The organism is Rhizobium croatiense (assembly GCF_019793465.1).
Taxonomy (GTDB): Bacteria; Pseudomonadota; Alphaproteobacteria; order Rhizobiales; family Rhizobiaceae; genus Rhizobium; species Rhizobium croatiense.
The window spans coordinates 139,058-160,020 of sequence record NZ_JAILYJ010000006.1 but is presented as its reverse complement, the minus strand read 5'-3'; the positions used below and the strand labels follow the sequence as shown (position 1 = coordinate 160,020).

Annotated in this window: 17 protein-coding genes; 10 read left to right on the top strand and 7 right to left on the bottom strand. The window is 58.2% G+C overall.

The window, feature by feature from the left end:
• Nucleotides 1–12: 12 nt before the first annotated feature.
• From K6M89_RS11950 to K6M89_RS11940, 3 genes are all read right to left on the bottom strand, one after another.
• Nucleotides 13–318: a hypothetical protein gene (locus K6M89_RS11950; protein ID WP_222139577.1), complete on the bottom strand. Its 306-nt coding sequence runs from the start codon at nucleotides 316–318 to the stop codon at nucleotides 13–15.
• A 135-nt stretch (nucleotides 319–453) separates the two neighbouring features.
• Nucleotides 454–1,881, bottom strand: a complete 1,428-nt coding sequence (locus tag K6M89_RS11945; RefSeq protein WP_210204038.1) for a mannose-1-phosphate guanylyltransferase/mannose-6-phosphate isomerase — start codon at nucleotides 1,879–1,881, stop codon at nucleotides 454–456.
• Between the two features lie 39 nt (nucleotides 1,882–1,920).
• On the bottom strand, nucleotides 1,921–3,345 hold the full coding sequence (locus tag K6M89_RS11940) for a phosphomannomutase (protein ID WP_222139576.1): 1,425 nt from the start codon (nucleotides 3,343–3,345) through the stop codon (nucleotides 1,921–1,923).
• A 231-nt stretch (nucleotides 3,346–3,576) separates the two neighbouring features.
• Between K6M89_RS11940 and ung the strand changes: the two genes are divergently transcribed.
• The 3 genes from ung to K6M89_RS11925 all read left to right on the top strand — a co-directional run bounded on the left by ung (nucleotide 3,577) and on the right by K6M89_RS11925 (nucleotide 5,961).
• The gene (gene ung, locus K6M89_RS11935; protein ID WP_222139575.1) at nucleotides 3,577–4,278 is read left to right on the top strand and encodes a uracil-DNA glycosylase; all 702 of its coding nucleotides are present in this window, start codon (nucleotides 3,577–3,579) and stop codon (nucleotides 4,276–4,278) included.
• 134 nt (nucleotides 4,279–4,412) lie between these two features.
• Entirely contained in the window at nucleotides 4,413–5,345 is a 933-nt protein-coding gene (locus K6M89_RS11930) for a VOC family protein (protein WP_222139574.1), read from the top strand.
• Between the two features lie 10 nt (nucleotides 5,346–5,355).
• On the top strand, nucleotides 5,356–5,961 hold the full coding sequence (locus tag K6M89_RS11925; protein ID WP_222139573.1) for an alpha/beta hydrolase: 606 nt from the start codon (nucleotides 5,356–5,358) through the stop codon (nucleotides 5,959–5,961).
• A 178-nt stretch (nucleotides 5,962–6,139) separates the two neighbouring features.
• Here the strand turns inward: K6M89_RS11925 and K6M89_RS11920 are convergent, their stop codons facing one another.
• A complete protein-coding gene (locus K6M89_RS11920) occupies nucleotides 6,140–6,391 on the bottom strand; it encodes a KTSC domain-containing protein (RefSeq protein WP_222139572.1) in 252 nt (83 codons plus the stop codon).
• Nucleotides 6,392–7,145: 754 nt separating this feature from the next.
• Here K6M89_RS11920 and K6M89_RS11915 point away from each other — a divergent pair.
• Nucleotides 7,146–7,937 carry a metallophosphoesterase gene (locus tag K6M89_RS11915; RefSeq protein WP_222139692.1) on the top strand — a complete coding sequence of 264 codons (792 nt, stop codon included), beginning with the start codon at nucleotides 7,146–7,148 and terminating at the stop codon, nucleotides 7,935–7,937.
• A gap of 178 nt (nucleotides 7,938–8,115) precedes the next feature.
• Here the strand turns inward: K6M89_RS11915 and K6M89_RS11910 are convergent, their stop codons facing one another.
• Together K6M89_RS11910 and K6M89_RS11905 are read right to left on the bottom strand one after the other, a co-directional pair.
• Nucleotides 8,116–9,441, bottom strand: a complete 1,326-nt coding sequence (locus K6M89_RS11910) for a UDP-glucose dehydrogenase family protein (RefSeq protein WP_222139571.1) — start codon at nucleotides 9,439–9,441, stop codon at nucleotides 8,116–8,118.
• A gap of 321 nt (nucleotides 9,442–9,762) precedes the next feature.
• A complete protein-coding gene (locus K6M89_RS11905) occupies nucleotides 9,763–10,362 on the bottom strand; it encodes a transglutaminase-like cysteine peptidase (RefSeq protein WP_222139570.1) in 600 nt (199 codons plus the stop codon).
• 304 nt (nucleotides 10,363–10,666) lie between these two features.
• Here K6M89_RS11905 and K6M89_RS11900 point away from each other — a divergent pair, with 304 nt between their 5' ends.
• The 5 genes from K6M89_RS11900 to K6M89_RS11880 all read left to right on the top strand — a co-directional run bounded on the left by K6M89_RS11900 (nucleotide 10,667) and on the right by K6M89_RS11880 (nucleotide 17,411).
• Nucleotides 10,667–12,094: an O-antigen ligase family protein gene (locus tag K6M89_RS11900; protein WP_222139569.1), complete on the top strand. Its 1,428-nt coding sequence runs from the start codon at nucleotides 10,667–10,669 to the stop codon at nucleotides 12,092–12,094.
• Between the two features lie 283 nt (nucleotides 12,095–12,377).
• Complete coding sequence (locus K6M89_RS11895; RefSeq protein WP_222139691.1) at nucleotides 12,378–13,589, top strand: polysaccharide biosynthesis/export family protein; 1,212 nt, start codon at nucleotides 12,378–12,380, stop codon at nucleotides 13,587–13,589.
• Nucleotides 13,590–13,674: 85 nt separating this feature from the next.
• Entirely contained in the window at nucleotides 13,675–14,382 is a 708-nt protein-coding gene (locus tag K6M89_RS11890) for a sugar transporter (protein WP_222139690.1), read from the top strand.
• A gap of 51 nt (nucleotides 14,383–14,433) precedes the next feature.
• The gene (locus K6M89_RS11885; protein WP_097578227.1) at nucleotides 14,434–16,707 is read left to right on the top strand and encodes a succinoglycan biosynthesis protein ExoP; all 2,274 of its coding nucleotides are present in this window, start codon (nucleotides 14,434–14,436) and stop codon (nucleotides 16,705–16,707) included.
• Nucleotides 16,707–17,411: a hypothetical protein gene (locus tag K6M89_RS11880; protein WP_222139689.1), complete on the top strand. Its 705-nt coding sequence runs from the start codon at nucleotides 16,707–16,709 to the stop codon at nucleotides 17,409–17,411. The genes K6M89_RS11885 and K6M89_RS11880 overlap by 1 nt, the downstream gene beginning before the upstream one ends.
• 194 nt (nucleotides 17,412–17,605) lie before the next feature.
• Here the strand turns inward: K6M89_RS11880 and rapA2 are convergent, their stop codons facing one another.
• The gene (gene rapA2 / locus K6M89_RS11875; protein ID WP_222139568.1) at nucleotides 17,606–18,313 is read right to left on the bottom strand and encodes a calcium-binding lectin RapA2; all 708 of its coding nucleotides are present in this window, start codon (nucleotides 18,311–18,313) and stop codon (nucleotides 17,606–17,608) included.
• 671 nt (nucleotides 18,314–18,984) lie between these two features.
• On the opposite strand from rapA2, the gene K6M89_RS11870 reads away from it, so the two are divergent.
• On the top strand, nucleotides 18,985–20,523 hold the full coding sequence (locus K6M89_RS11870; protein ID WP_222139567.1) for a right-handed parallel beta-helix repeat-containing protein: 1,539 nt from the start codon (nucleotides 18,985–18,987) through the stop codon (nucleotides 20,521–20,523).
• Nucleotides 20,524–20,963: the final 440 nt, after the last annotated feature.

The following is a 20,963-nucleotide window of genomic DNA, read 5'->3' as shown; positions in this document are numbered from 1 at the left end:
GCATGCGGCAAGTCAGAATCGCGTTCGGCCGCCTTTCCGGTCGATCATCTGGAAGGTCTTGCCGTCGGTCTTCACGCTGACGCAGTCCTTCGACTTGTTGGGAAACAGAACGCAGATCTGGCCGTTGTCTATCTTGTAGCCATTCTTGTTGCCTTCGCGATATTCGTAGCCGTTGCTGGCTTCTTTCAGCTCCGAGGTGCCGGGCAGGTGCTGGCGAATTTCAGCCTCGTTTGCAACGCGCATATTCGCTGTCTGGGCGAATGCGATTGCCGGCAGCACCAGTGAAAGAAATCCGGCGAGGGCGGGCAGGATACGCATCAGAGGATATCTCCGGTCATGTCTGTCGGCGCCTTCATTCTACGAGAACCCCGAGAGGAAATTCAACAGCAACGCTGATCGCGACGGAACCGGCGGCGCGTTGCCTCGAGCCCGCCAGCCGTTCCGAAAGCCGCTTTACGTTCTACCGAACTCGTCGACGATGCGGATGATGTCATCCTCGCCAAGATAGGATCCGGTCTGCACCTCGATCAGTTCGAGGACGATCTTGCCGGGGTTGGCGAGACGATGGACTTCGCCGAGCGGAATGTAGACGCTTTCGTTTTCGCGCAGCATCCGTACATTCTCACCAACCGTCACTTCGGCCGTTCCCTTGACGACGACCCAATGCTCGGAGCGGTGGTGGTGTTTTTGCAGCGAAAGCTTCTTGCCCGGCGTGACGAAGATGCGTTTCACCTGAAATCGATCGCCGTTGAAGATGGAGGTATAGCCGCCCCAGGGACGGTAGGACGTCGGATGCGTTTCAGTGAACTTCGCTGTCGCCGATGTGGAAGCCAGCATCTTGACCAATTGTCCGACATTCTGGCTGTCCTTGAGCGGTCCGACGTAGACGGCGTCCTCGCTGGCGATGACGGCGACATCCTCCATGCCCTGGACGGCAAGATGCACGCCATGGGTCATGACCAGCGAATTGCGGGTGTTGACCACGGTCGTGTTCGCGGCGGCGACATTGCCGTTATCGTCGCGTTTTCCCGATTTCCACACGGCATCCCAGCTTCCCATATCCGACCATCGGAACGGCGAGGGGACGACGGCGGCCTTCGAGGTCTTTTCCATGATCGCATAGTCGATCGAGATATCCGGGCTCTTGGCGAAATGATCGGCATCGAGGCGGGTGAAGTCGAGGTCGCGGCTTGCCTTGGAAACAGCCTTGCTTGCGGCTTTGAGCACCTCGGGCGCATGTTCCTGCAGTTCGGCAAGAAGTTCCGTCACCGGGAACATGAAGATGCCCGAATTCCAGTAGAAGCCGCCATCGTCGAGCATCCGCTGGGCTTCCTGCAATGCCGGCTTCTCGACGAAGCGGCTCACCTTATGAGCACCGTTCTCCAGCGCATCGCCGATCTCGATATAGCCGTAACCCGTTGCCGGTTCGGTCGGATTGATGCCGAAGGTGACGAGCCTGCCGTCGGCCGCCGCCTCGCGGGCGATGCGAATACAATCGAAATAGCTCTTGTCGGCGAGGATCTCGTGATCCGAGGCGAGCATCTGGATGATGGCATTCTTGCCGAACAGGTCGGCGGCCAGCGTCGCCGCGGCAGCGACCGCCGCGGCAGTGTTGCGGGCGACCGGTTCGAGCAGGACGGCGGCGAGCGGACGGGCGAGCTCGCGCGCCTGCTCGGCGACCAGAAAGCGGAACTCTTCATTGGTAACGACGATCGGGGCTTCGTAGAGCTCGGGATCGGAAACGCGTTCGAGCGTCTCCTGAAACAACGTTTTGTCGCCGACGAACTGAATGAATTGTTTCGGCGCGGTGGCGCGGGAAAGCGGCCAGAGCCGCGTGCCCTTGCCGCCGGCCATGATCACGGGAACGATTTTCTGCGTCATAGGCGTGTTCCTTGAAATAAACGGCTTATTCGTTGCATGTTAGCGGGCGGTTGCCCAGCCTCTTATTCTGTCGAGCCCGCTGTGCAGCAGGTCGAGGGCGGCGGATTCGCTCCCTGCCTCGACGTAGCAGCGCATTTCCGGCGCATTGCCGGACGGGCGGAAGTGGATGATGCCGCCATCTCTCAGTGTCACCCGAAGCCCATCGATATCGGATTTTGTCGCTACCGCGCCGATCGGCTGCAGGAAAGAGGCGAGGTTTTCATCCGAGGCGCGCAGATATTCCATCAATGCCGCGCTCGTCTCGACGGGGAAATTCTCCAGACGATCGGCGGCGGCAAAGGGCAGCTTATAGGAGGCGGCAATGGCAGAAAGCGGTTGCCTGCGGGCGGCCGCCAGCGACAGGATTGCGAGCATGGGAATAAAACAATCACGCGTCGGCAATGCGCGCAGTTTTCGGCCGTTGATCTCGAACGTGGTTGCCGTCAGCAGACCGCCATTGGCTTCAAAGCCCATGACGTGATCGTCGCCGGCGGCCACTGCCTCTTCCATGCCTGATATGACGAAGGGCGAACCGACACGCGTGCGCCTGACGGCGAAAGTGCCGGCGGCCTCGATGCCGGAATTGGAGGTTACCGGCGTCACCACCGTTCGGGCTCGCAAGAAGTTGGCTGCCACCAGGCCGAGAAGGTCGCCGCGCAAGGGCGTGCCGGTTTCATCGGCAACCAGGGGGCGGTCGCCGTCGCCGTCGGTCGAAACGATCGCATCGAATTTGTGCTCGGAGACCCAGCGCCTCATCAGCGCGATCGTCTCGTCGGAAACGGCTTCGGTGTCGACCGGTATGAAACTCTCCGAGCGGCCGAGGGCGATGATCTCGGCACCGTAATGGGCGAGAACGTCGATCAGGAGGTCGCGAGCGACCGTGCTGTGCTGGTAGACGCCGATCTTCAGCCCGGAGAGCGCACCTTGCGGAAGCAGGGCCGTATTGCGTTCGAAAAACAGCTGCCGGCAAATCGCCTCATGATCTTCCGTCCTGGCAGGCGCCTGGATCAGCGCTTTGCCGCTTCGTTCGATCTCGGCCGCCTGTGCGGTGATCGCCGTCTCGTCCGATTTGTCGATTTCGCCATCCGGGCGATAGAATTTGATGCCGTTGCGGTCCGCCGGGATATGCGAGCCCGTGACCATCAGGCAGGCGGCCTTGCTTTCGAGGCCATAAAGGGCGAGGGCCGGCGTCGGCACATTGCCGCAGTCGAAGACACGGAATCCGAGGGCCGTCAGCGCACCGGCACAGTTTGCCGAGATTTCAGGGCTCGAATCGCGAAAGTCGCGTCCGATCAGAATGACGTCGCCGGCCCGTGCCTTGCCAGTCTCCAGCAGATATTTGCCGAATGCGGTGGCGTAGAGGGCGGAGGCGCGTCCCTTGAGATCGACTGAAAGTCCGCGAAGGCCGCTCGTGCCGAATTTCATGTGAAGACAAGCTCCGATTGTCACGATCAAAGTTCTACTCAGCCCGCCAGCCGGCGTAAATACCGAAGCGGGCTTATAGTTAAACACAGGCGGTGAAGTCACCAACAAGGTTTGCGCCCGCTCGCCAGGTTTCGAGGGTCGGAGCCGCCGCGAGACCGACAGGCATTGCGGCCTCAGCCTATTTTGTTAGAACCGTGTATCCATTGTTCGTTCCATATCGAAGGTTTGCCGATGAGCGATACATCCGTCAGTCTCGAGGAGAGCTGGAAGTCCGCCCTCGAGGGGGAATTTTCAAGCCCCTACATGCAGCAGCTCAAATCTTTCCTGGTCGCGCAGAAGCAGGTCGGAAAACGGATATTTCCCAAAGGCAGCGAATATTTCCGAGCTCTTGACCTGACACCGATCACCAACGTCAAGGCCGTCATTCTCGGTCAGGATCCCTATCACGGGCTAGGGCAGGCGCATGGATTATGTTTCAGCGTCCGGCCCGGCGTCCGCATACCGCCCTCGCTGGTCAATATCTACAAGGAGATGGAGACGGATCTCGGTATAGCGCCGGCGCGTCACGGTTTTCTCGAGCATTGGGCACTGCAGGGCGTGCTCCTGCTTAACAGCGTGCTGACAGTCGAGGAAGGGCAGGCGGCTGCCCATCAGGGCAAGGGTTGGGAACGCTTCACCGATGCCGTCATCCGCAAGGTCAACGACGAATGCGAATCCGTCGTCTTCATGCTCTGGGGTTCTTATGCTCAGCGCAAGGCAGCCTTTGTCGATGCGGCGCGGCATATGGTGCTCAAAGCGCCGCATCCGTCGCCGCTTTCGGCCCATAATGGCTTTTTTGGCTGCAAGCATTTTTCTAAGGCGAATGCCTTCCTGCAGTCCCGCGGGCGCGCGCCGATCGACTGGCAGTTGCCGCTCGATCCTCACGGCTCTTAAGTGAACGCACGTGGATCAGCGTTCACAAAAAGGAGACAATGCGTTTTGGTCTGCACCTCTATTCCGGAGGCCTGACCGAGCGCATTTATGATCCATCGAAAGCCCGCAAGCTGCGGGCGAGAAAGGGGTCTCACATGCTCGATCAAATCAAGGGTCTGCACCACGTCACGTCGATGGCGGAGGACGCCCGCACCAACAATCAGTTCTTCACCCATGCGCTCGGCCTTCGCCGCGTCAAGAAGACGGTGAATTTCGACGCCCCGGATGTCTATCATCTCTATTATGGTGATGAGACCGGTGCGCCCGGCACGATCATGACCTATTTCCCCTTCCCGAAGATGGCACAGGGCCGGCCCGGCACCGGTGAAGTGGGTACGACGGTGTTTTCGGTTCCGCAAGGTTCGCTCGGCTTCTGGAGCGATCGTTTTGCCGCACTCGGCGTCGGCGGCCTGAAGACCGATGAAAGCTTCGGTGAAAAGCGGTTGAATTTCTCCGGTCCCGATGGCGACGGCTTTGCGCTCGTCGAGGTCAGGGACGATGGCCGCCAGCCGTGGACGCATGGCGGCATCAGCGAGGATTATGCCATTCGCGGCTTTCACTCCGTCGCCATGCGGCTGCGGGATGACGGCGCCACGGTCGAACTGCTGAAGTTCATGGGCTATGAAGTCGCCGAGGAAAGGGACGGGGTCAAACGGCTGATCAAGCCTGACGGCAACGGTGCGCATCTCATCGATCTCGAGACGATGCCGAATATTGCCCGCGCGCTTCCCGGCGCCGGCTCCGTCCACCATGTCGCCTTCTCGGTCGAAAACCGTGAAAAGCAGCTCGAAGTGCGCAAGGCGCTGATGGACACCGGCTATCAGGTCACCCCGGTGATCGACCGCGATTATTTCTGGGCGATCTATTTCCGCACGCCGGGTGGCGTTCTGTTCGAGGTCGCGACCAATGAACCCGGCTTCAACCGCGACGAGGATACAGCCCATCTCGGCGAAGCTCTGAAGCTGCCGCAGCAGCACGCCCATCTTCGAGCGCTGCTTGAACAGCATTTGCAGCCGCTGGAAGCGTAAGGAGGGCGGCATGACGGAAAGCGGATATGTGCACCGGCTGCATGCCGGCGCACCTGGCAAACCAATTCTGATCGTGTTGCACGGCACCGGCGGCGACGAAAACCAGCTCTTTGATTTCGGTCGACAGCTGCTGCCGGAAGCGACGGTTCTTGCTCCGCGCGGCGATGTTTCCGAACACGGTGCTGCCCGGTTCTTCCGGCGCAGCGGTGAAGGGGCCTACGACATGGTCGACCTTTCACGGGCGACGGAGAAGATGGCCGCCTATGTCAAAGCATTCGCTGACGAGTACCAGGCTTCCCGTATTTTTGGCCTGGGCTTTTCGAACGGCGCCAACATTCTTGCCAACGTGCTGATCGAGAAGGGTATCTTCGACTTGGCGGTGCTGATGCACCCGCTCATTCCGTTTCAACCGGAAGCCAATTCGACGCTTGCGGGAAGAAAGGTGCTGGTGACGGCCGGGCGGCGGGATCCGATCGCCCCGATGGCCGTGACCGAAGCATTGTCGCAACACCTGAAAGGCCGCGGCGCCGAGGTCGGCACGGTCTGGCATCCCGGTGGCCATGAGATCGCGCCGCTCGAAATCGATGCAGTTCGCGACTTCTTCAGCGGCGATTGATCGATTGCACCGCCAATCGGCGAGGGCCGAATTGCGGGGTCGGCGAAAACCGGTCCCGCATCTCGGCTCAAACGACGACTTGGCATCGCCAATAGAGATGCCACCAAAAGAGCTCTAACTCTTTAATTGAGAACAGGATTCAGATGTTAGGCCAACCGGGCCTAACATCATCCCTGTTCTAGGGACGAGGAGGATATTTGCCCCTGATTGCCTTCATGTAAAAATTCCCCGGTGACTCCGCCATCGTCAAGCCGACGACGACACCTTTGGGAACCCCTTCATATTCTCGCCTCTGACCGTTGGTCAGGTAGACCCGTAGATGCCGGCTGTCTTCGTCGTAGGTAATCGCCTCGATAAGTTTCGAATCAACCGCAGTTTCCACTTTGCACCCCGCAGTTTTGGATCTGAGATTCTGGATCAAGAATGTCATTCGCGCTCGCAACGCGCCATCTTTATGCGGTGTCGCAAGGTCGTCAAGCGTGATCTGCTTTAACGTTCATTATTTCCTGGCGCCTCTCGTTTTAGTTGATTAATACAGCTTTTTCGAAGACCCCGCCTGTGGAAAATTGACAGTCTCCGGTTCTTCCAGGCGCAGAAATATTGGATGATGCAGCTAAATTTCGAAGAAGCGGGTAAATAAGCACAAGCTTAACCAGCCGTTAACCAGCCTATATTAAGAGATTTGGAAATATTGATCGAAAAATCTTCTCAATTATGGATCAATACGACGTGCCGTTGTTCGTGGCAGCCGTTTTTCTATGCCCGTCGAGCGGCGTGAGGAGCCCTGTCCACGTGCCGCCGACAACCGATCGGCAGGCGAGATTCCTCGCATTCTCGTTGGTCCATCGCGACGCGAAAGTCGTTCAAGCGCTTGGCGCCCAGATAATGACCGCGCAGGAGACGCTTGCGCTTTCCATCGGGCGCGACGAGGATGGACGATCGTCATTGCCGATGTGCTGGACGCGCAGCATTCGGCCACGACAAGCCAGGCGAGCCCCGGCGCAGGCGGTTCAGCAAAAGGGCGATGGGTACCGTCGTTTTGAATGTGGCAACAGGTTCCGGCTACAATGTCGAGGCGGCCGCGATCAGGCCAACTTCTTATGATCACTAAACTTCGTGCCGTTGCGGCGATGGGTGAGAAATGGATCGGTTCCGACAGCCCGCCACACGGCCGGGTTTCACAAATGGGTTACATGTTTAACTATCTCGTCCCGTGGCGACAACAGATACCGATATTGACTGGCAGCCATAAAAAGCGCGCTCGGCTGACATTTGCCGAAGGCGATTTCGCCGCGGTCTATGCGATGAGCGATGTCCACGGATGTTATAACGAACTCGTTGAGGCGCATCGCCGCATCGAAGCGGATGCCGAGCGCATTCCGGGGCCGAAACTCATTCTCCTGCTCGGCGATTATGTCGATCGCGGACCGGATTCGAGCGCAGTGCTGGAATTCCTGAGCAAGCCGCCGCCGCCGGAATTTCAGCGTCTCGCCCTGTGCGGCAACCACGATGCGGAGCTGGTGAAGCTCTATCGCAAGCCGACGCGCCTTCTTGAATGGCTTGGTTTTGCCGGGACGGAGACGCTGAATTCATATGGCATCGACATCGAGCATCTGCTGCAATCGGCGGCTGGAAACGAAATGATCGCCCGCGTCATTCACAACATGATACCGGAGCGGCATATCCAATTCCTGGAATCGCTGCCGATCTTGCTGCAGATGGGAAGGGTTGTCTTTGTCCATGCGGGCATCAGACCTGGCATCGATCTCAAGAGACAAAAGGACAGCGACCTTATGTGGATCCGCCAGCCCTTTCTGGACGACGGGCCGCAGCTTCCTTTCCTCGTGATCCATGGACACACCCCGGCGCGAATCCCGACATTCGGTCCGCAACGCATCGGTATCGACACCGCGGTTTCGGCGACGGGCCGCCTGACCGTGCTGACGATCAAAGGGACGCGGGTCGGACTGCTGTAGAACAGGAGGGCGTGGTGTCGTGCGATAATCGCTTGCGGTGTTCGACGACGCGCTTTTGCTGGTTTGTCACCCATGTCGTTGTCCCGGTGCCACTGCAGGCTTCCGCACGTCATGCATAAAAAAACGCCGCGGAATTTATGTTCCGCGGCGTCAGGATGTCAGATCTCGGCAGACCTTATCAGGAGTTGGTCGTTTCGAAGAGATTGGTGCCGATGCCGGTATAGGTGAAGCCGTGTTTGCGGATCTCGTCGCTGCGGTAGATATTGCGCAGGTCGACTAGGACCGGAGCCCGCATCGACTGCTTCAGCCGGTTGAAATCGAGCGCGCGGAACTGGTTCCATTCGGTGACGATGACCAGCGCGTCCGCGCCTGCGGCTGCTTCATAGGGGCCGCTCGCATACTCGATATTCTCGATGACCTTGCGGGCGTTCTCCATACCCTCGGGATCGTAACCGACCACCTGGGCGCCATTGTCCTGCAGGGTCTGGATGATGGCGATTGCCGGGCTGTCGCGCATGTCGTCGGTGTTCGGCTTGAAGGTCAGGCCGAGGATCGCGATCTTCTTGCCGCGAATGTCGCCGCCGACCGCCGAAATCACCTTGCGTCCCATCGCCCGCTTGCGGTTGTCGTTGATCGAGATCGTCGTCTCGATGAGACGGACCGGCGCGTCGAAATCCTGCGCGGTCTTGGCCAGGGCCAGCGTATCCTTGGGGAAGCACGAGCCGCCGTAACCCGGGCCGGCGTGCAGGAACTTGGCGCCGATACGGCCGTCGAGACCGATGCCGCGCGAAACGTCCTGGACATTTGCATCAACCCGTTCGCAGAGATCGGCGATCTCGTTGATGAAGGTGATCTTCATCGCGAGGAAGGCGTTGGCAGCATATTTGATCAGTTCGGAGGTGCGGCGGGAAGTGAAGACCAGCGGCGCCTGGTTGAGATAAAGCGGACGATAGACCTCGGTCATGGCTTCGCGCGCCCGGTCGTCGTTCAGACCGACGACGATGCGGTCGGGGCGCTTGAAATCTTCGATCGCCGCGCCCTCGCGGAGGAACTCGGGATTGGAAACGACGGCGACATCGGCTGTCGGATTGGTTTCGCGGATGATGCGCTCAACCTCATCCCCGGTCCCAACCGGTACGGTCGACTTGGTGACGACGACGGTGAAGCCTTCTACGTAGGTCGCGATCTCGCGTGCCGCCGCATAGACGTAGGAGAGATCGGCATGGCCGTCGCCACGCCGGGAGGGCGTGCCGACCGCGATGAACACGACGTCGGCGCCACGAACGCTTTCGCCGACATCCGTCGAAAAGGACAGGCGGCCGGTGCTGGTGTTTTCGGCGACCAGTTGATCGAGACCTGGCTCGTAAATCGGAATGCGACCTTCGCGAAGGGCCTCGATCTTACTCAGATCCTTGTCGACGCAGATGACGTCGTGGCCGAAATCCGCAAAGCAAACGCCTGAAACGAGGCCGACATAGCCTGATCCAATCATCGTGATGCGCATATTTCCCTCAAATCATTAGAGTAGAACGTCATGCTGCGTCGCAGCATGGCCCCCGTCATACTTAATCTGGGCGAAAAGACAACATCGAAGATCGCCTGCTGGCCCAAATCGGAATTCTAACTCAGGGCGCAGCGACCCGCGCCAGCTGCCCTGTCGACAGCAAAAACATAGGTTTGTGTGGAAGATATGACAAGTCGAGCCGCGCATTGGCGCCGGCTCGACTTCAACCCGGAACGGGTGGATTCAATTAGTTAGATGTGGGCATTGCGGAGGCTAAGGCACTTCACGGCTTTGCCGGAATTGCCCCAGCCGCGCCCGTTTTCACAGGCGATACCAGACGTAGGGGTCGGTATCCGATTGGATTTTATCCCAGCGCAGATCGGTATCGTGCCAGTTCTTGATGCTGCTTTTCCTGTTGTCGAGCACCAGGTCGCCCTTGTCGGTTCTGACCACAAGGACGGCGTGTCCTTCGCCGGAGGGCGTATAGGCCGTCGCAATTCGCAAAGCGCGCGACGACCAGCCCATTGCCATCAGCCGGCTGCGCTTGGTCAGCGCAAAATCCTCACAGTCGCCGCTGCGGACATTCACCTTCCAGACATCGCCGTTCAGTTCGTTGCGCGGGTCGTTTCTGCCGATCATCGTGCGATTGACGGAGTTGTTCACATCCTTCAGCTGCAGCATTTCCTTGTCGGTCAGCGCCAGGACCGACAAACCATTGTTGTCGCGGCATTCGGCCGGGTTCTGGGCGCAGAACAGCACCTGGGCGAAGGGCGGAATGATCGTTCCTTTTTCAGAGATATAGCTCACTGCCGAACCGCTGGTCAGGCCGCGGGCGAACCCTGCGGGACCGGCGGCAAGTGCAGAGCAGGCATTCGCTGCTGTAAAAGCCAGTGCCAGAAGTGTAACGAACGTCTTCTTCATCTCTTAATCCCCGTTCAGGGCAACCGATTGAGATCAGGCTTGCCTTTTTTCTCAGTCAATGGCATGGCGGATTAGTGATCTGCCAAGTATTGGGCACAGAACGTCTGTCCCGTTTCTGCTGCTTGAAGGAGCATAATCGGGGCCGGTCTCGATTGGCTTAAGCCTTTCGCGACAATTTTAAACGATGTGGAATTCTGTTGCACTTTAACACGCAAGCGTTTGATATGCAACTTATGTTAGTACGAGTATATTAACCGTATTGGTTGTATCTCTCTCTCGTTGCTGCTGCTGGTGAGCGAATCAAATGTTATCCAACCTCATCAACGGGCAGGTCTTACGGGAGACGATCCTCTTTGCCTTCATTGGCCTGGTAATATTGACGCTCATTCCGTTCGGAAGCGTTACGCCCTTTCCTTTCGCCTTCGCTGCGATCGGGATGTTTGCTCTGGCCATTATTGCAGGGCTGCTGTTTGGAGAGCCGAGGCAGGCCGGATGGGTGTTCAGCATCGCTCTGTTTCTGCTGGTCGTGCTGACGGCGTGGACGTTCGTCCAGACAATCGAACTGCCGGCCAATTGGCTGGCAAACCCTGCCTGGAGCGCTGCGCGTGACTTGGCGGGCGTTCAATACGCGGCGATCTCCGTCGAGCCGGCCGATACGCTCGCCTCGGTTCTTTGGGTGGCTCTGCCTTTCGTGACCTTCCTGACCGGACTGGTCTTGTGCGATACCGATCAACGGGCGCGGAAAGTGCTGACCAGCCTGGGGCTCACGGCGGGCGGTATCGCGGTTTTCAGTCTGATACAATTTTCGATGTTTCCCAACATCCTGATCGTCATCGAAAAACACGCCTACCTCGACAGCCTGACGGCCGTGTTCGTCAACCGCAATACCGCCGCGACCTTCCTCGGGTTGGGGACGCTGCTCATGCTGACCCTGGTCAGGGACATAGCCCGTTCCTATTCAAACCATCCGCCCGGCGAGCCGGGCCGAAACGTTCTTCTTTTGAGAGTGTGGGTCTACATTCTGCTCTTATGCGCATGTTTCACCGCGCTGATGCTGAGCCGATCACGCGCTGGGATATTCGCGACCTTTGTTGCCGCTCTCATCTACTTTCCCTGGCTTGTTATCTCTTGGAACAACTCCAGGCGCCACATGAGACAGACGCCAAGATGGTGGTCGATAGTGAAGCTTCTTTCGGCGATGACCTTCGTCGTCCTGTTGCTGAGCATGTTTGCCGGCCAGGCGATTTTGCGTGCGCAACAGCGGCGTCTCGAGGACGATGATCGTTTTTGCATCTTGCCGGGTATCTTGCGTGCCATTTCGGATCATTGGGTGACGGGGACGGGTCTCGGCACCTTCCGCACCGTGTTTTCCGCCTATCGCGATCCGGCCTGCGGCATTTTCGGGATTTTCGATCGCGCTCATAATTTCTACCTCGAAGGATTTCTGGGCCTCGGGATTTTATTTCCGATCGCGGCGCTCGTTGCCTTCTCGGTGCTTGCCAGAGTGTTTTGGCGGGGGCTCGCGCAACGGCGCCGCTTGAGACATTATGTTCTTCTTGGTCTCGCGGCGACGGTCTTGGTCGCCCTTCATGCCGCGGTTGATTTTTCGCTGCAAATACCAGGCTTTGCAGTATTTTTTGCCGCTTTCCTCAGCGCCATCGTCGCCATCAGCCTTGCACGCAACGGCGGCGAAGCGGAACGGCAATATGTGCCGCCGGTCAACAGTCGATGATTGAACAGATGGTTTCGTGAAGGTTTTTCGAAAATGCCGATTGTGGGTAACGCGCTGTTGACTCTGAAACGCAAGAGATTTTATAGCGGGGGCAGCCTTCAGGTCGTTGCCGGCAACAGAGAAGCCGGGTTCGAGCGTTTCGCTTGGTGAAGGGCTTGGCGTTGCCAGCCTGCCACAGTTAGAGGAATGTTAATCCGTCTACATTGATTATTGGTCAGGGATTGTCTTGTATTTTGTAAAATTGCGAGGCAGTAGCTTCAGGGGCGTCAACACAGGTTATTCTATGGGTTGTTTTCCTATCGGTAGTACACGCGTCGCCATTGTTGTAGCGCTAACGACTATATTGGCAAGCTGCACGTCGTTGCCAAGATCCGGTCCCGATCACAAAGATGTTGATCGAGGCGCGGCAGTGAAAGTAACAACGAAGGAGCGTCGCGTCGGTATCGACTACGCCCTGATTGATCTCAGCAAGAACGTCCTGCCATATTTCACGTCTCCGCAGCCGACCTCCTTCAAGGGGTTTGGCGGTGGTCGCGGTGGGGCGCCTGAAATTCCGCTTGGTTATGGCGACGTCGTCCAGGTCGCGATCTTCGAAGCCCAGTCCGGTGGGTTATTTATTCCGTCGGACGCCGGCAGCCGACCCGGCAATTACATCTCTCTGCCGGAGCAGACCATCGACAGAAACGGAACGATCACGATCCCCTATGCCGGTCGCGTTCCGGCTGCCGGTCGCCTGAAGGAGACCGTGGAGCAGGACGTCGAAGACCGGCTGGCCAGCCGCGCGATCGAGCCGCAGGTGGTTATTACGACAACGACCAGCCGCTCCAGTCAGGTGGCCGTGCTCGGTGACGTCAACAGTCCTCAGCGCGTCACGATCAGCCCGGCCGGGGAGCGCGTTCTCGATGTCATTTCCGCCGCGGGCGGTTTGACGACCAACAACATCGAAACGAACGTGACACTGCAGCGCCGCGGCAGAACCGCAACCGTCGCCTACAATACGCTGTTGAAGAATCCGGCGGAGAATATCTATGTCGCGCCGGATGATACGATCTCGATCGATCATGAGCGCCGTACCTATCTTGCGCTCGGCGCCGCCGGCGTCAGTGGCCGCTTTGATTTCGAGGAGTCCGACCTCACCCTTGGAGAGGCTATCGCCAAGGCGGGCGGCCTGCGCGACGATCGCGCCGATCCGGCTCAGATCCTGCTTTATCGGCTTGTCCCGAAGAAGACGGTTGCCGCGATGCATGTCGATACGACGAGGTTTGCTGGCGATACGATTCCGGTGATCGTTCGCGCCAATCTTCGCGATCCGGCAACCTTGTTTGCCACTCAGCAATTCAAGATGGAAGACAAGGACGTTATCTATATCTCCAATTCGGACTCTGTTGAATTGGTCAAGTTCCTTGACATCGTAAACTCGGTATCGTCCACTGTCGCCGGCGTGTCGGACGACGTGAACGATACTCGCAACGCAGTGCGCAATCTCGGACGTTGATTGAAATGGGCGGACCGGCGTCGATCGTGAATGATCGAGGCCGGCGGCCTATCAGCTAGCGGATTTGATGAAGGAAATTTTGGGTATGGCAAGGTCAGCTGTTTATCGTCGGCTTGCTTATAGCGGAATTATCGTCGCGGCCTTTGCCGGCATGACTTCAAGCGCATTTGCGGCTGCTTGCCTGGGGCCGGCAAATCTGACCCCCGTCGACATCAGCGGATTTACGGCCAATCCCGCCGTTCTGCTCGACATGTCCGATCCATTGGTTTTGTCATCGCGTGTACGCGCATTGGTCGGAAGCAGCGAGGACGCCCTGTCGCCGGTGATCGAGCAGGCCAAGATGGCCAATGCCGCCCAGATGGCGGCGATCGGGGCCGGTCTTGGACGGGCGGCCAACAGCTGCCAGGTCTCGGACCCGCAATTCAAGCTGGCGATCGAAAAAGCGGTCGCCGAGGCGGCCACTGCCGATCCTAACCTTGCGCCGCTGCTGGCAGCCTTTGCAAAAGTTCTCGCCGAAGGCGGCACAGCGGCACTCGGTCCGGGCGCAAGCGCGGCTGCCGCAGCATCCGGTATTGGCAATGACGGATCGATCGGTCGCACCGGTCCCGGAGCGGATGACGGTACGCCGTTTGAGGGCAGCGCCACCACTGCCGGCACGCTGCAGGTTTCGAATGCAGGGGACGGCGATAGTTCGTCGACCTCAACGACGACACTGATTAGCACGGGCGGGGCAGGGCAGTCGTCAACCGACCCGACGCAATCGACGAGTCAGAGTGTGCCCGTCACACAATAGCTGGAATTGCCTGTAGATCTTAGCGCTTGACGCCTTTGTTGGAGATCGAAATTGCTGTCGCCAGATAAACTTACGCCGCGTATCGACCCCTCCCGCGATACGGGAAACGAAGCTGATTTCATCGATTTCGACAAGCTCATCGCCATTGCTCGTCGGCAGTGGCGGATCGTTGCAGCTTGTGCTTTCGCTTTTGGCATTCTCGGCGTCGTCTATGTCCTGACATCCGTGCCGGTTTACACTGCCGATACGAGCGTGTTGATCGACCGCAGCGACAATCAGGTCATCAATCAGCTCGCCGCTTTCGGCCAGTTGGACGACGACGAAGGCACCGTTCTCAGCCAGGTCGAGCTGTTGAAGTCGGACACGATCGCCTATGCGGTCGTCGACAAGCTGAAACTGGTTGACGACCCGGTGTTCACGGCGCCGAAGAATTCGCTTTTTTCTGTCGCAACGCTGAAATCGCTGGTGAATTTTCGTTCCTGGTTTGCCGATGACGTGGCTGTTGCACCCGATCCGGCAAGGAAGCGGCGAAGTGCCGCTGAAACGGTCGCGGGCAATATCGATGTCGAACGTGTTGGCAAATCCTATGTTCTCGATGTCAGCTATACCTCGCAGTCGCCGGATCTGGCGCGCGAAATCGCCGCCGCCATCGCCGACGTTTATATGGTCGATAAGCTCAATTCCAAATATGAGGCGACCCGCCGGGCCGGCGAGTGGCTGCAGGAGCGTATCGAAGAGCTCCGGCAGCAGGCGCTGGACACCGACCTCGCGGTGCAGAAATTCCGCAGCGAGCACGGGCTTGTCGAGTCAGGATCCGGCACGCTGCTCAGCGAACAGCAGCTCTCCGAGCTCAACAGCCAGTTGATCACCGCCCAGGCCGCGACGGCCCAGGCTGAGGCGAAATACGCCCGCATCAAGTCGATCATCCAGGCCAAGCAGACCGATGCGATCGTGACCGACGTGCTCGACAGCTCGATTTCGAACGATCTTCGCAAGAAATATCTGGAAGCGTCGAAGCTCGAGGCCGAAATCGAGGCACGGCTCGGTCCGGACCACGTCCAGGCCGTCCGGCTTCGCGCCGAAATGGCCGAATATGAACGGCTGATGTTCGACGAACTCAATCGTATCGCCGAGAGCTACCAGAGCGAGCTGCAGGTTGCGCAATCCCGTGAGAAATCGCTGCGCGACAGCGTTGACCAGGCAACCGGCGTGGCTGCAACGGCAGGCGAGACGCAAGTTCAGCTTCGTGAGCTCGAACGGACGCGCGATACCTATAAGAACCTCTATCAGAACTTCCTGACGCGCTACCAGGAGGCGATCCAGCAGCAGAGCTTCCCGATTACCGCCGCACGTATCATCACAATCGCGGAGACGCCGACGAAGCCGAGCGCGCCGAAGAGAAGCCTCGTTGTCGCTTTTGCCATGTTCCTGGGATGTGCATTCGGTAGCGGCATCGGCGCTTTCCGCGAATTCCGCGATCGCTTCTTCCGCACGGGTGACGATGTCAAGGACATGCTCGACGTCGAGTCTCTCGGTGTCATGCCGCTGATCGAGAACAACGTCGAGGATCCGACCCTCGTCGATCCGGGCAATCCGCGCAGCATCGCCAGGGGCGGCAAGACGACGACCTATGTCGAGGAGCATCCGCTATCGGCATTCGCCGAGACGCTTCGAAGTGCGAAGATTGCCATCGATATCAGCGCGGCGGATCAGCGCTGCAAGGTCATCGGCGTCGTGTCGAGCCTGCCGGGCGAGGGCAAGTCGACGACAGCCATCAACTTTGCCAAGCTTCTGGCAATGCAGGGCGCGCGTTGCCTGCTGATCGACGGCGATATGCGAAATCCCGGGGCGACCCGGGCGATCGGCCGCCATGCCGAAGCCGGCTTGCTTGAAGCAATCGTCGACAACCGCCCGCTCAAGGATCTCATTCTTCTCGATCCCAAAACGAAGCTTGCATTCCTGCCGACGGTGGCGCGATACCGCGTTCCGCACTCTTCGGAGCTGTTGGCCTCGCGCGGCATGGATCAGCTGCTTGAGATGGCGCGCCAGAGCTTCGATTACATTATCGTCGACTTGCCGCCGCTCGCTCCTGTCGTCGACGCGCGCGCCATTAACCCGAAGCTCGATGCCGTCGTATTCGTGATCGAGTGGGGCAAGACCTCGCGCAAGGTGGTGCAGTCGACCCTGTTGTCCGAGCCGGATCTCTATACCAAATGCGTCGGCGCGATATTGACCAAGGTCGATCCGTCGCAGATGAAACTCTACCGGACATTCGGTTCCAGCGAATATTACTATAAGCGTTATTCGCGATACTATACCGAGTGATGCTCGCCGGTCGGCTTATTTCACCTGCAAGGATCGTTTTCCTTATCGTGACCGCGGTTTTCGCGGTGCTGGCCGGCCGGGATCTGTATGCTTCGATAAGAACGGCCAGCATCTCGATCGTTGCCGAAAGGATCGAGCGCGGCGACACCGTCACGAATGAGATCGCGGCCAGATATGCGGCGCGCGCCATCGCCGTGGTTGACGGACATTATTGCCGATCGGACATCGTCGCCGCCGGCGTCACGCTCGTTCTGGCGCAGCTCGACCGACAAAGCGTCAATGGCAACTACGATGCCTGGGTTGCGGCGGCCTCGAATGCCCGCCGCTATCTCCGGCACGCGCTCTCCTGCATGCCGACCAACAGCAATTTCTGGCTTCGTCTTGCCGCTGTTCAGTCGACAATCGCGGAGGAACCGCTTGCGATTGCAGAAATGATGAAACGGTCGGTCTCTCTTGCGCCCTATGACGAGTCGATCGTTTTGACCCGGTTTTATTTCTGGAACGATTTCACCGATGCAACACTTTCGGCGGCCAGCAGTGCCGTTGACGGCGATCTGACGACGATGTTGAAACTCGGCGACCGCTGCAGGGTCAATGCCACCATGAAAGCCATCAGCCCTCAGCTCCGTCCGGTCTTCGATCGGATCTGGGCGAGTGTCGGTGAAGGGGCGACGGCGCGGTTTCGACAGCGCTGCAGCCGGTGATTCCAGCTGCAAAGCTTCGACGATTGAAGCCGGCGCCCTGAAGCGGCTGTGGACGATGATCGAAGGAGTTGATGTCGCGGTATCAGCTTCCATCACCATTGATGCGGCCGAATGGCTCGCGAAATTTTCACCTTCACGCGACGACAACGCCCGCTGTTTGTGCAGCGGGCGTTGTTCTTGATGGTTGTCGATGATCAGACTCCGACGCCGCCGGACACCACGTCGGTGCCGGTAATGTTGAGCGACAGAATGCCGGCGTCCGTGTGGCCTTCGCCATCGGAGATCTTGTAGTACTGGACGGTTTCGGTGACCTGATCGCCGGGAGCAATATCCTGCGTCAGCTCATAGGTGAAGTCGCCATTTGCCTTGACGTGGAACGTGCCATAGGTGCCGAGAATATCGGTAACGGCGCCGCTATTGCCGTTGACGTTCGTGCCGTCGAACTGGCGGAGGAAAAGCTGACCATTGTCGCCCGGAATGTCGTTGGCCAGCGCGTTGCCGCTGATCAGATCGCCTTCGTTGAAGCTGTAATGGTCGTCGACCGCGACCGGCTTGACCTGTGTTACGCCCTGAATGTTCAGGGTGAACAAGCCCATATCGGTGTGGCCGGCGCCATCGGAGATCTTGTAGGAAACCTTCTCCTGAAGCAGTTCGCCGTTGGCGAAGCCGATCTTGGCGGCATCGCTCAGCACATAGGTGTAGCTGCCGTCGGCCTTGACGTAGAAGGTGCCGTAATCGCCCTGGATCGTGGTGACCTGGCCGGGCTGTTTGGCGCCGACGCTCTGTTGGTCGAAGGCGCGCAGAAAAAGGTTGCCGTCAGATGTGTCGTTGCTGAGCAGGTTACCCGAAATAACATCGGTTTCCAAAAATGTTGCAGTATCGTCGGTTGCGTGAATAGCCATGTGCCTCTCTCCTTGAAATTGATCTCTACCGGTCATTTTTGACTTCAGCGAGCCGTCCGATTAAGTATATCTTAAACACATGGAGTCAAGCGCATGGTTAACAACAGATTGACCTTCATGAGTGTATTTTATCAATAATGACACACGTGCAATGTGCATAAGACAATGAAAGACTTGGATAATGTTGCTTTAATAATAAGTGATTGTCTCAAGTTGTCATATTGTTACGGCTCTTTCTTCTCGCTAAAGGAATCGTTATTCAGAAGCAATTGTAATTAAAATGGCTGATGATGTAATCGTCTGCGAGGCATGCGTGTAATCACTTCGGATTATGGGTATTTCTGCAAGTTCCGGCGGAGAATCTGGAAGGCAATGCCTATCATATTACCATCATACAGGGATTTCCGTGAGCGTTGTCCTGGCGCGGCGTAGATCAGCCGAAATTCTGCATGCTCGGGATCGGATCTTGGCAACTGCATCCGACCCAGTAAAGCCGGCTTGCCGCCGTGAGGCTGCAACCTCGTCGCGATTAAGTATAATCAGTACACCAAGCTGTTTATATTGATGGCGCAAGAATTATTGCCAGATATCACGCATTTTAGTGTTTCATTTTAGCGGCCGGAGAGAGGTCGGCGGTTAGAAGATTTTCCATTACCTTGGGAGATCGCAGCATGACCGTCTACTACGTGAATTCAGTGACAGGATCCGACAGTAACAACGGAACCGGTGAGAGTTCAGCCTTCGCGACATTGGCTGCTGTTGAAGCCTTGAGGTTAAATCCGGGCGATAGCGTGCTGCTTGCCGCCGGAAGCGTGTTTAACGAACAGTTCGACCTGAAATATTCCGGCAGCGTCAGCGCTCCGATCACCATCGGCAGCTATGGCATTGGTGAGGCGCCGGTCATTCGCAGCAGCAATGACGGGATCCACGGTTCCAAGGCGTCGAATATCGTCATCGAGAACATCAAAATCGCCGATACCGGCGCCAACGCGATTTACGCGGGCAATGTCTCGAACTGGACCGTGCGCAATGTCGAAGTGTCGAATACCGGCCTCGCCGGAAAGCCGGGGTCGGTCAGCTTCCAGAGCAGCCAGAACATCACGATCGAGAACAGCTCATTGACCGGTGTGCATTCCGACGGCATCTGGATGGACAAGGTCAAGGGCGTCACGCTCGTCAACAATACGGTCACCAACAGCCTGGGCAGCGCGGCCGACGCCATCCAGCTCAACGACAGCAGCAATATCCTGGTCAAGGACAACCATCTGGAGCAGACCGAAACCAACAGCGCCAAGGGTGTGCTGGTGCTGATCCGGGCGCAGAACGCCCTGGTCGAGGGCAATACGCTGGTGGGCGGCGGTTTCGGGCTGAGCGCGCAGGCGGGCACGAACATCGCCATCCACGACAATGACATCTCGGGATATGGCGGCTACAGCTGGTCCTACGGCATCGGCCTCGGCGATCAGGGCAACGCGATAAACTATGATATCAGCGGGAATTATCTGCACGGGGGCGTATACGGCGTGCTGATCAGTGCCATCGGCAATCCCGCCTATATCCGCGAGAATATCGTCATCCATGACAATGTTTTCGACGATCTGTCGTCGTCGGCGCTGAAGGTCGACAAGCCCGCATCGGGCTCCTTCTACGACAATATCATCGACAGCGCCGTGTCGACGCTGACGATGCCCGCCACAATCGCCGCCCAGAACACGTTCTCCATCGGCGAAAGCAAGACGATCGAGCAGGCGCAGGCCGAACTCGACAGCGCCGCCGGCAGCGCGACCGGCGATACGCAGGTCAGCTCTCCTGCGCCTGTCGCCGCCGTGCCTGCCGCCACCCAAAAGATTGTCGCCGTCCATGACAGCCTGAAGATCACGGAAGATACCGGCAGCGCCTTTCACGGCAACCTGCTCGAGAACGACAAGGCGAGCAACGGCACGATACTGCTTCGCCGCTTCGGCGACAGCGCGGTCGACAAGTACGGGCTGACGCTGACCGGGAAATACGGCGTCATTCACGTGGAACGCGATGGCGATTACAGTTACACGGTCGATGCCGCCAAGCTCGCAGGCCTCAGCGGCAAGGTCAGCGAATCCTTCCTATACAAGATCTCCGATGGCGCCTCCCATATTGACGCCGACAGCTTGAGCGTCTCCATCAATGTCGACACATTCCACAGCAGCCAGAGCTCGCACATGCTTTCCTGAGGTTGGAGCGGCCCCGGCATGTCCCCACCGAGGCCGCTCGATCTCCGTCCGAGGTCGGGCGGGGTCCGTCTGCCGGACTGGAATATGCGGGATGAGCGGCGCAAAATGTTCCGCCGGCGCGAATAAATCGAACTATAGATTGCATTTATAGTTAACACGGTAGTAGCTTGCGAAGCTAACGCGCCACGGTTTCGCCGCTTTGGACCATTATTGGGCGACTTGCGCTTTTCACTTGCTTGTGACGGGATGATTATCGTACCGTTAAAGTTAGGGCCTCTGAAATTGTTCGTGATAAATTTGTATTTTCGGTCACGTTTCGGTGGGATTCATGTACTAGTGTAGGAGCGTGCCAACGGGTTCGGCGAGGGTGCCAGGTCCGAGGGCAGCCATGTCAATGATCGGGCCTGAGGGGCCTGCAACTGCAGTGCGGACCGGCGTAT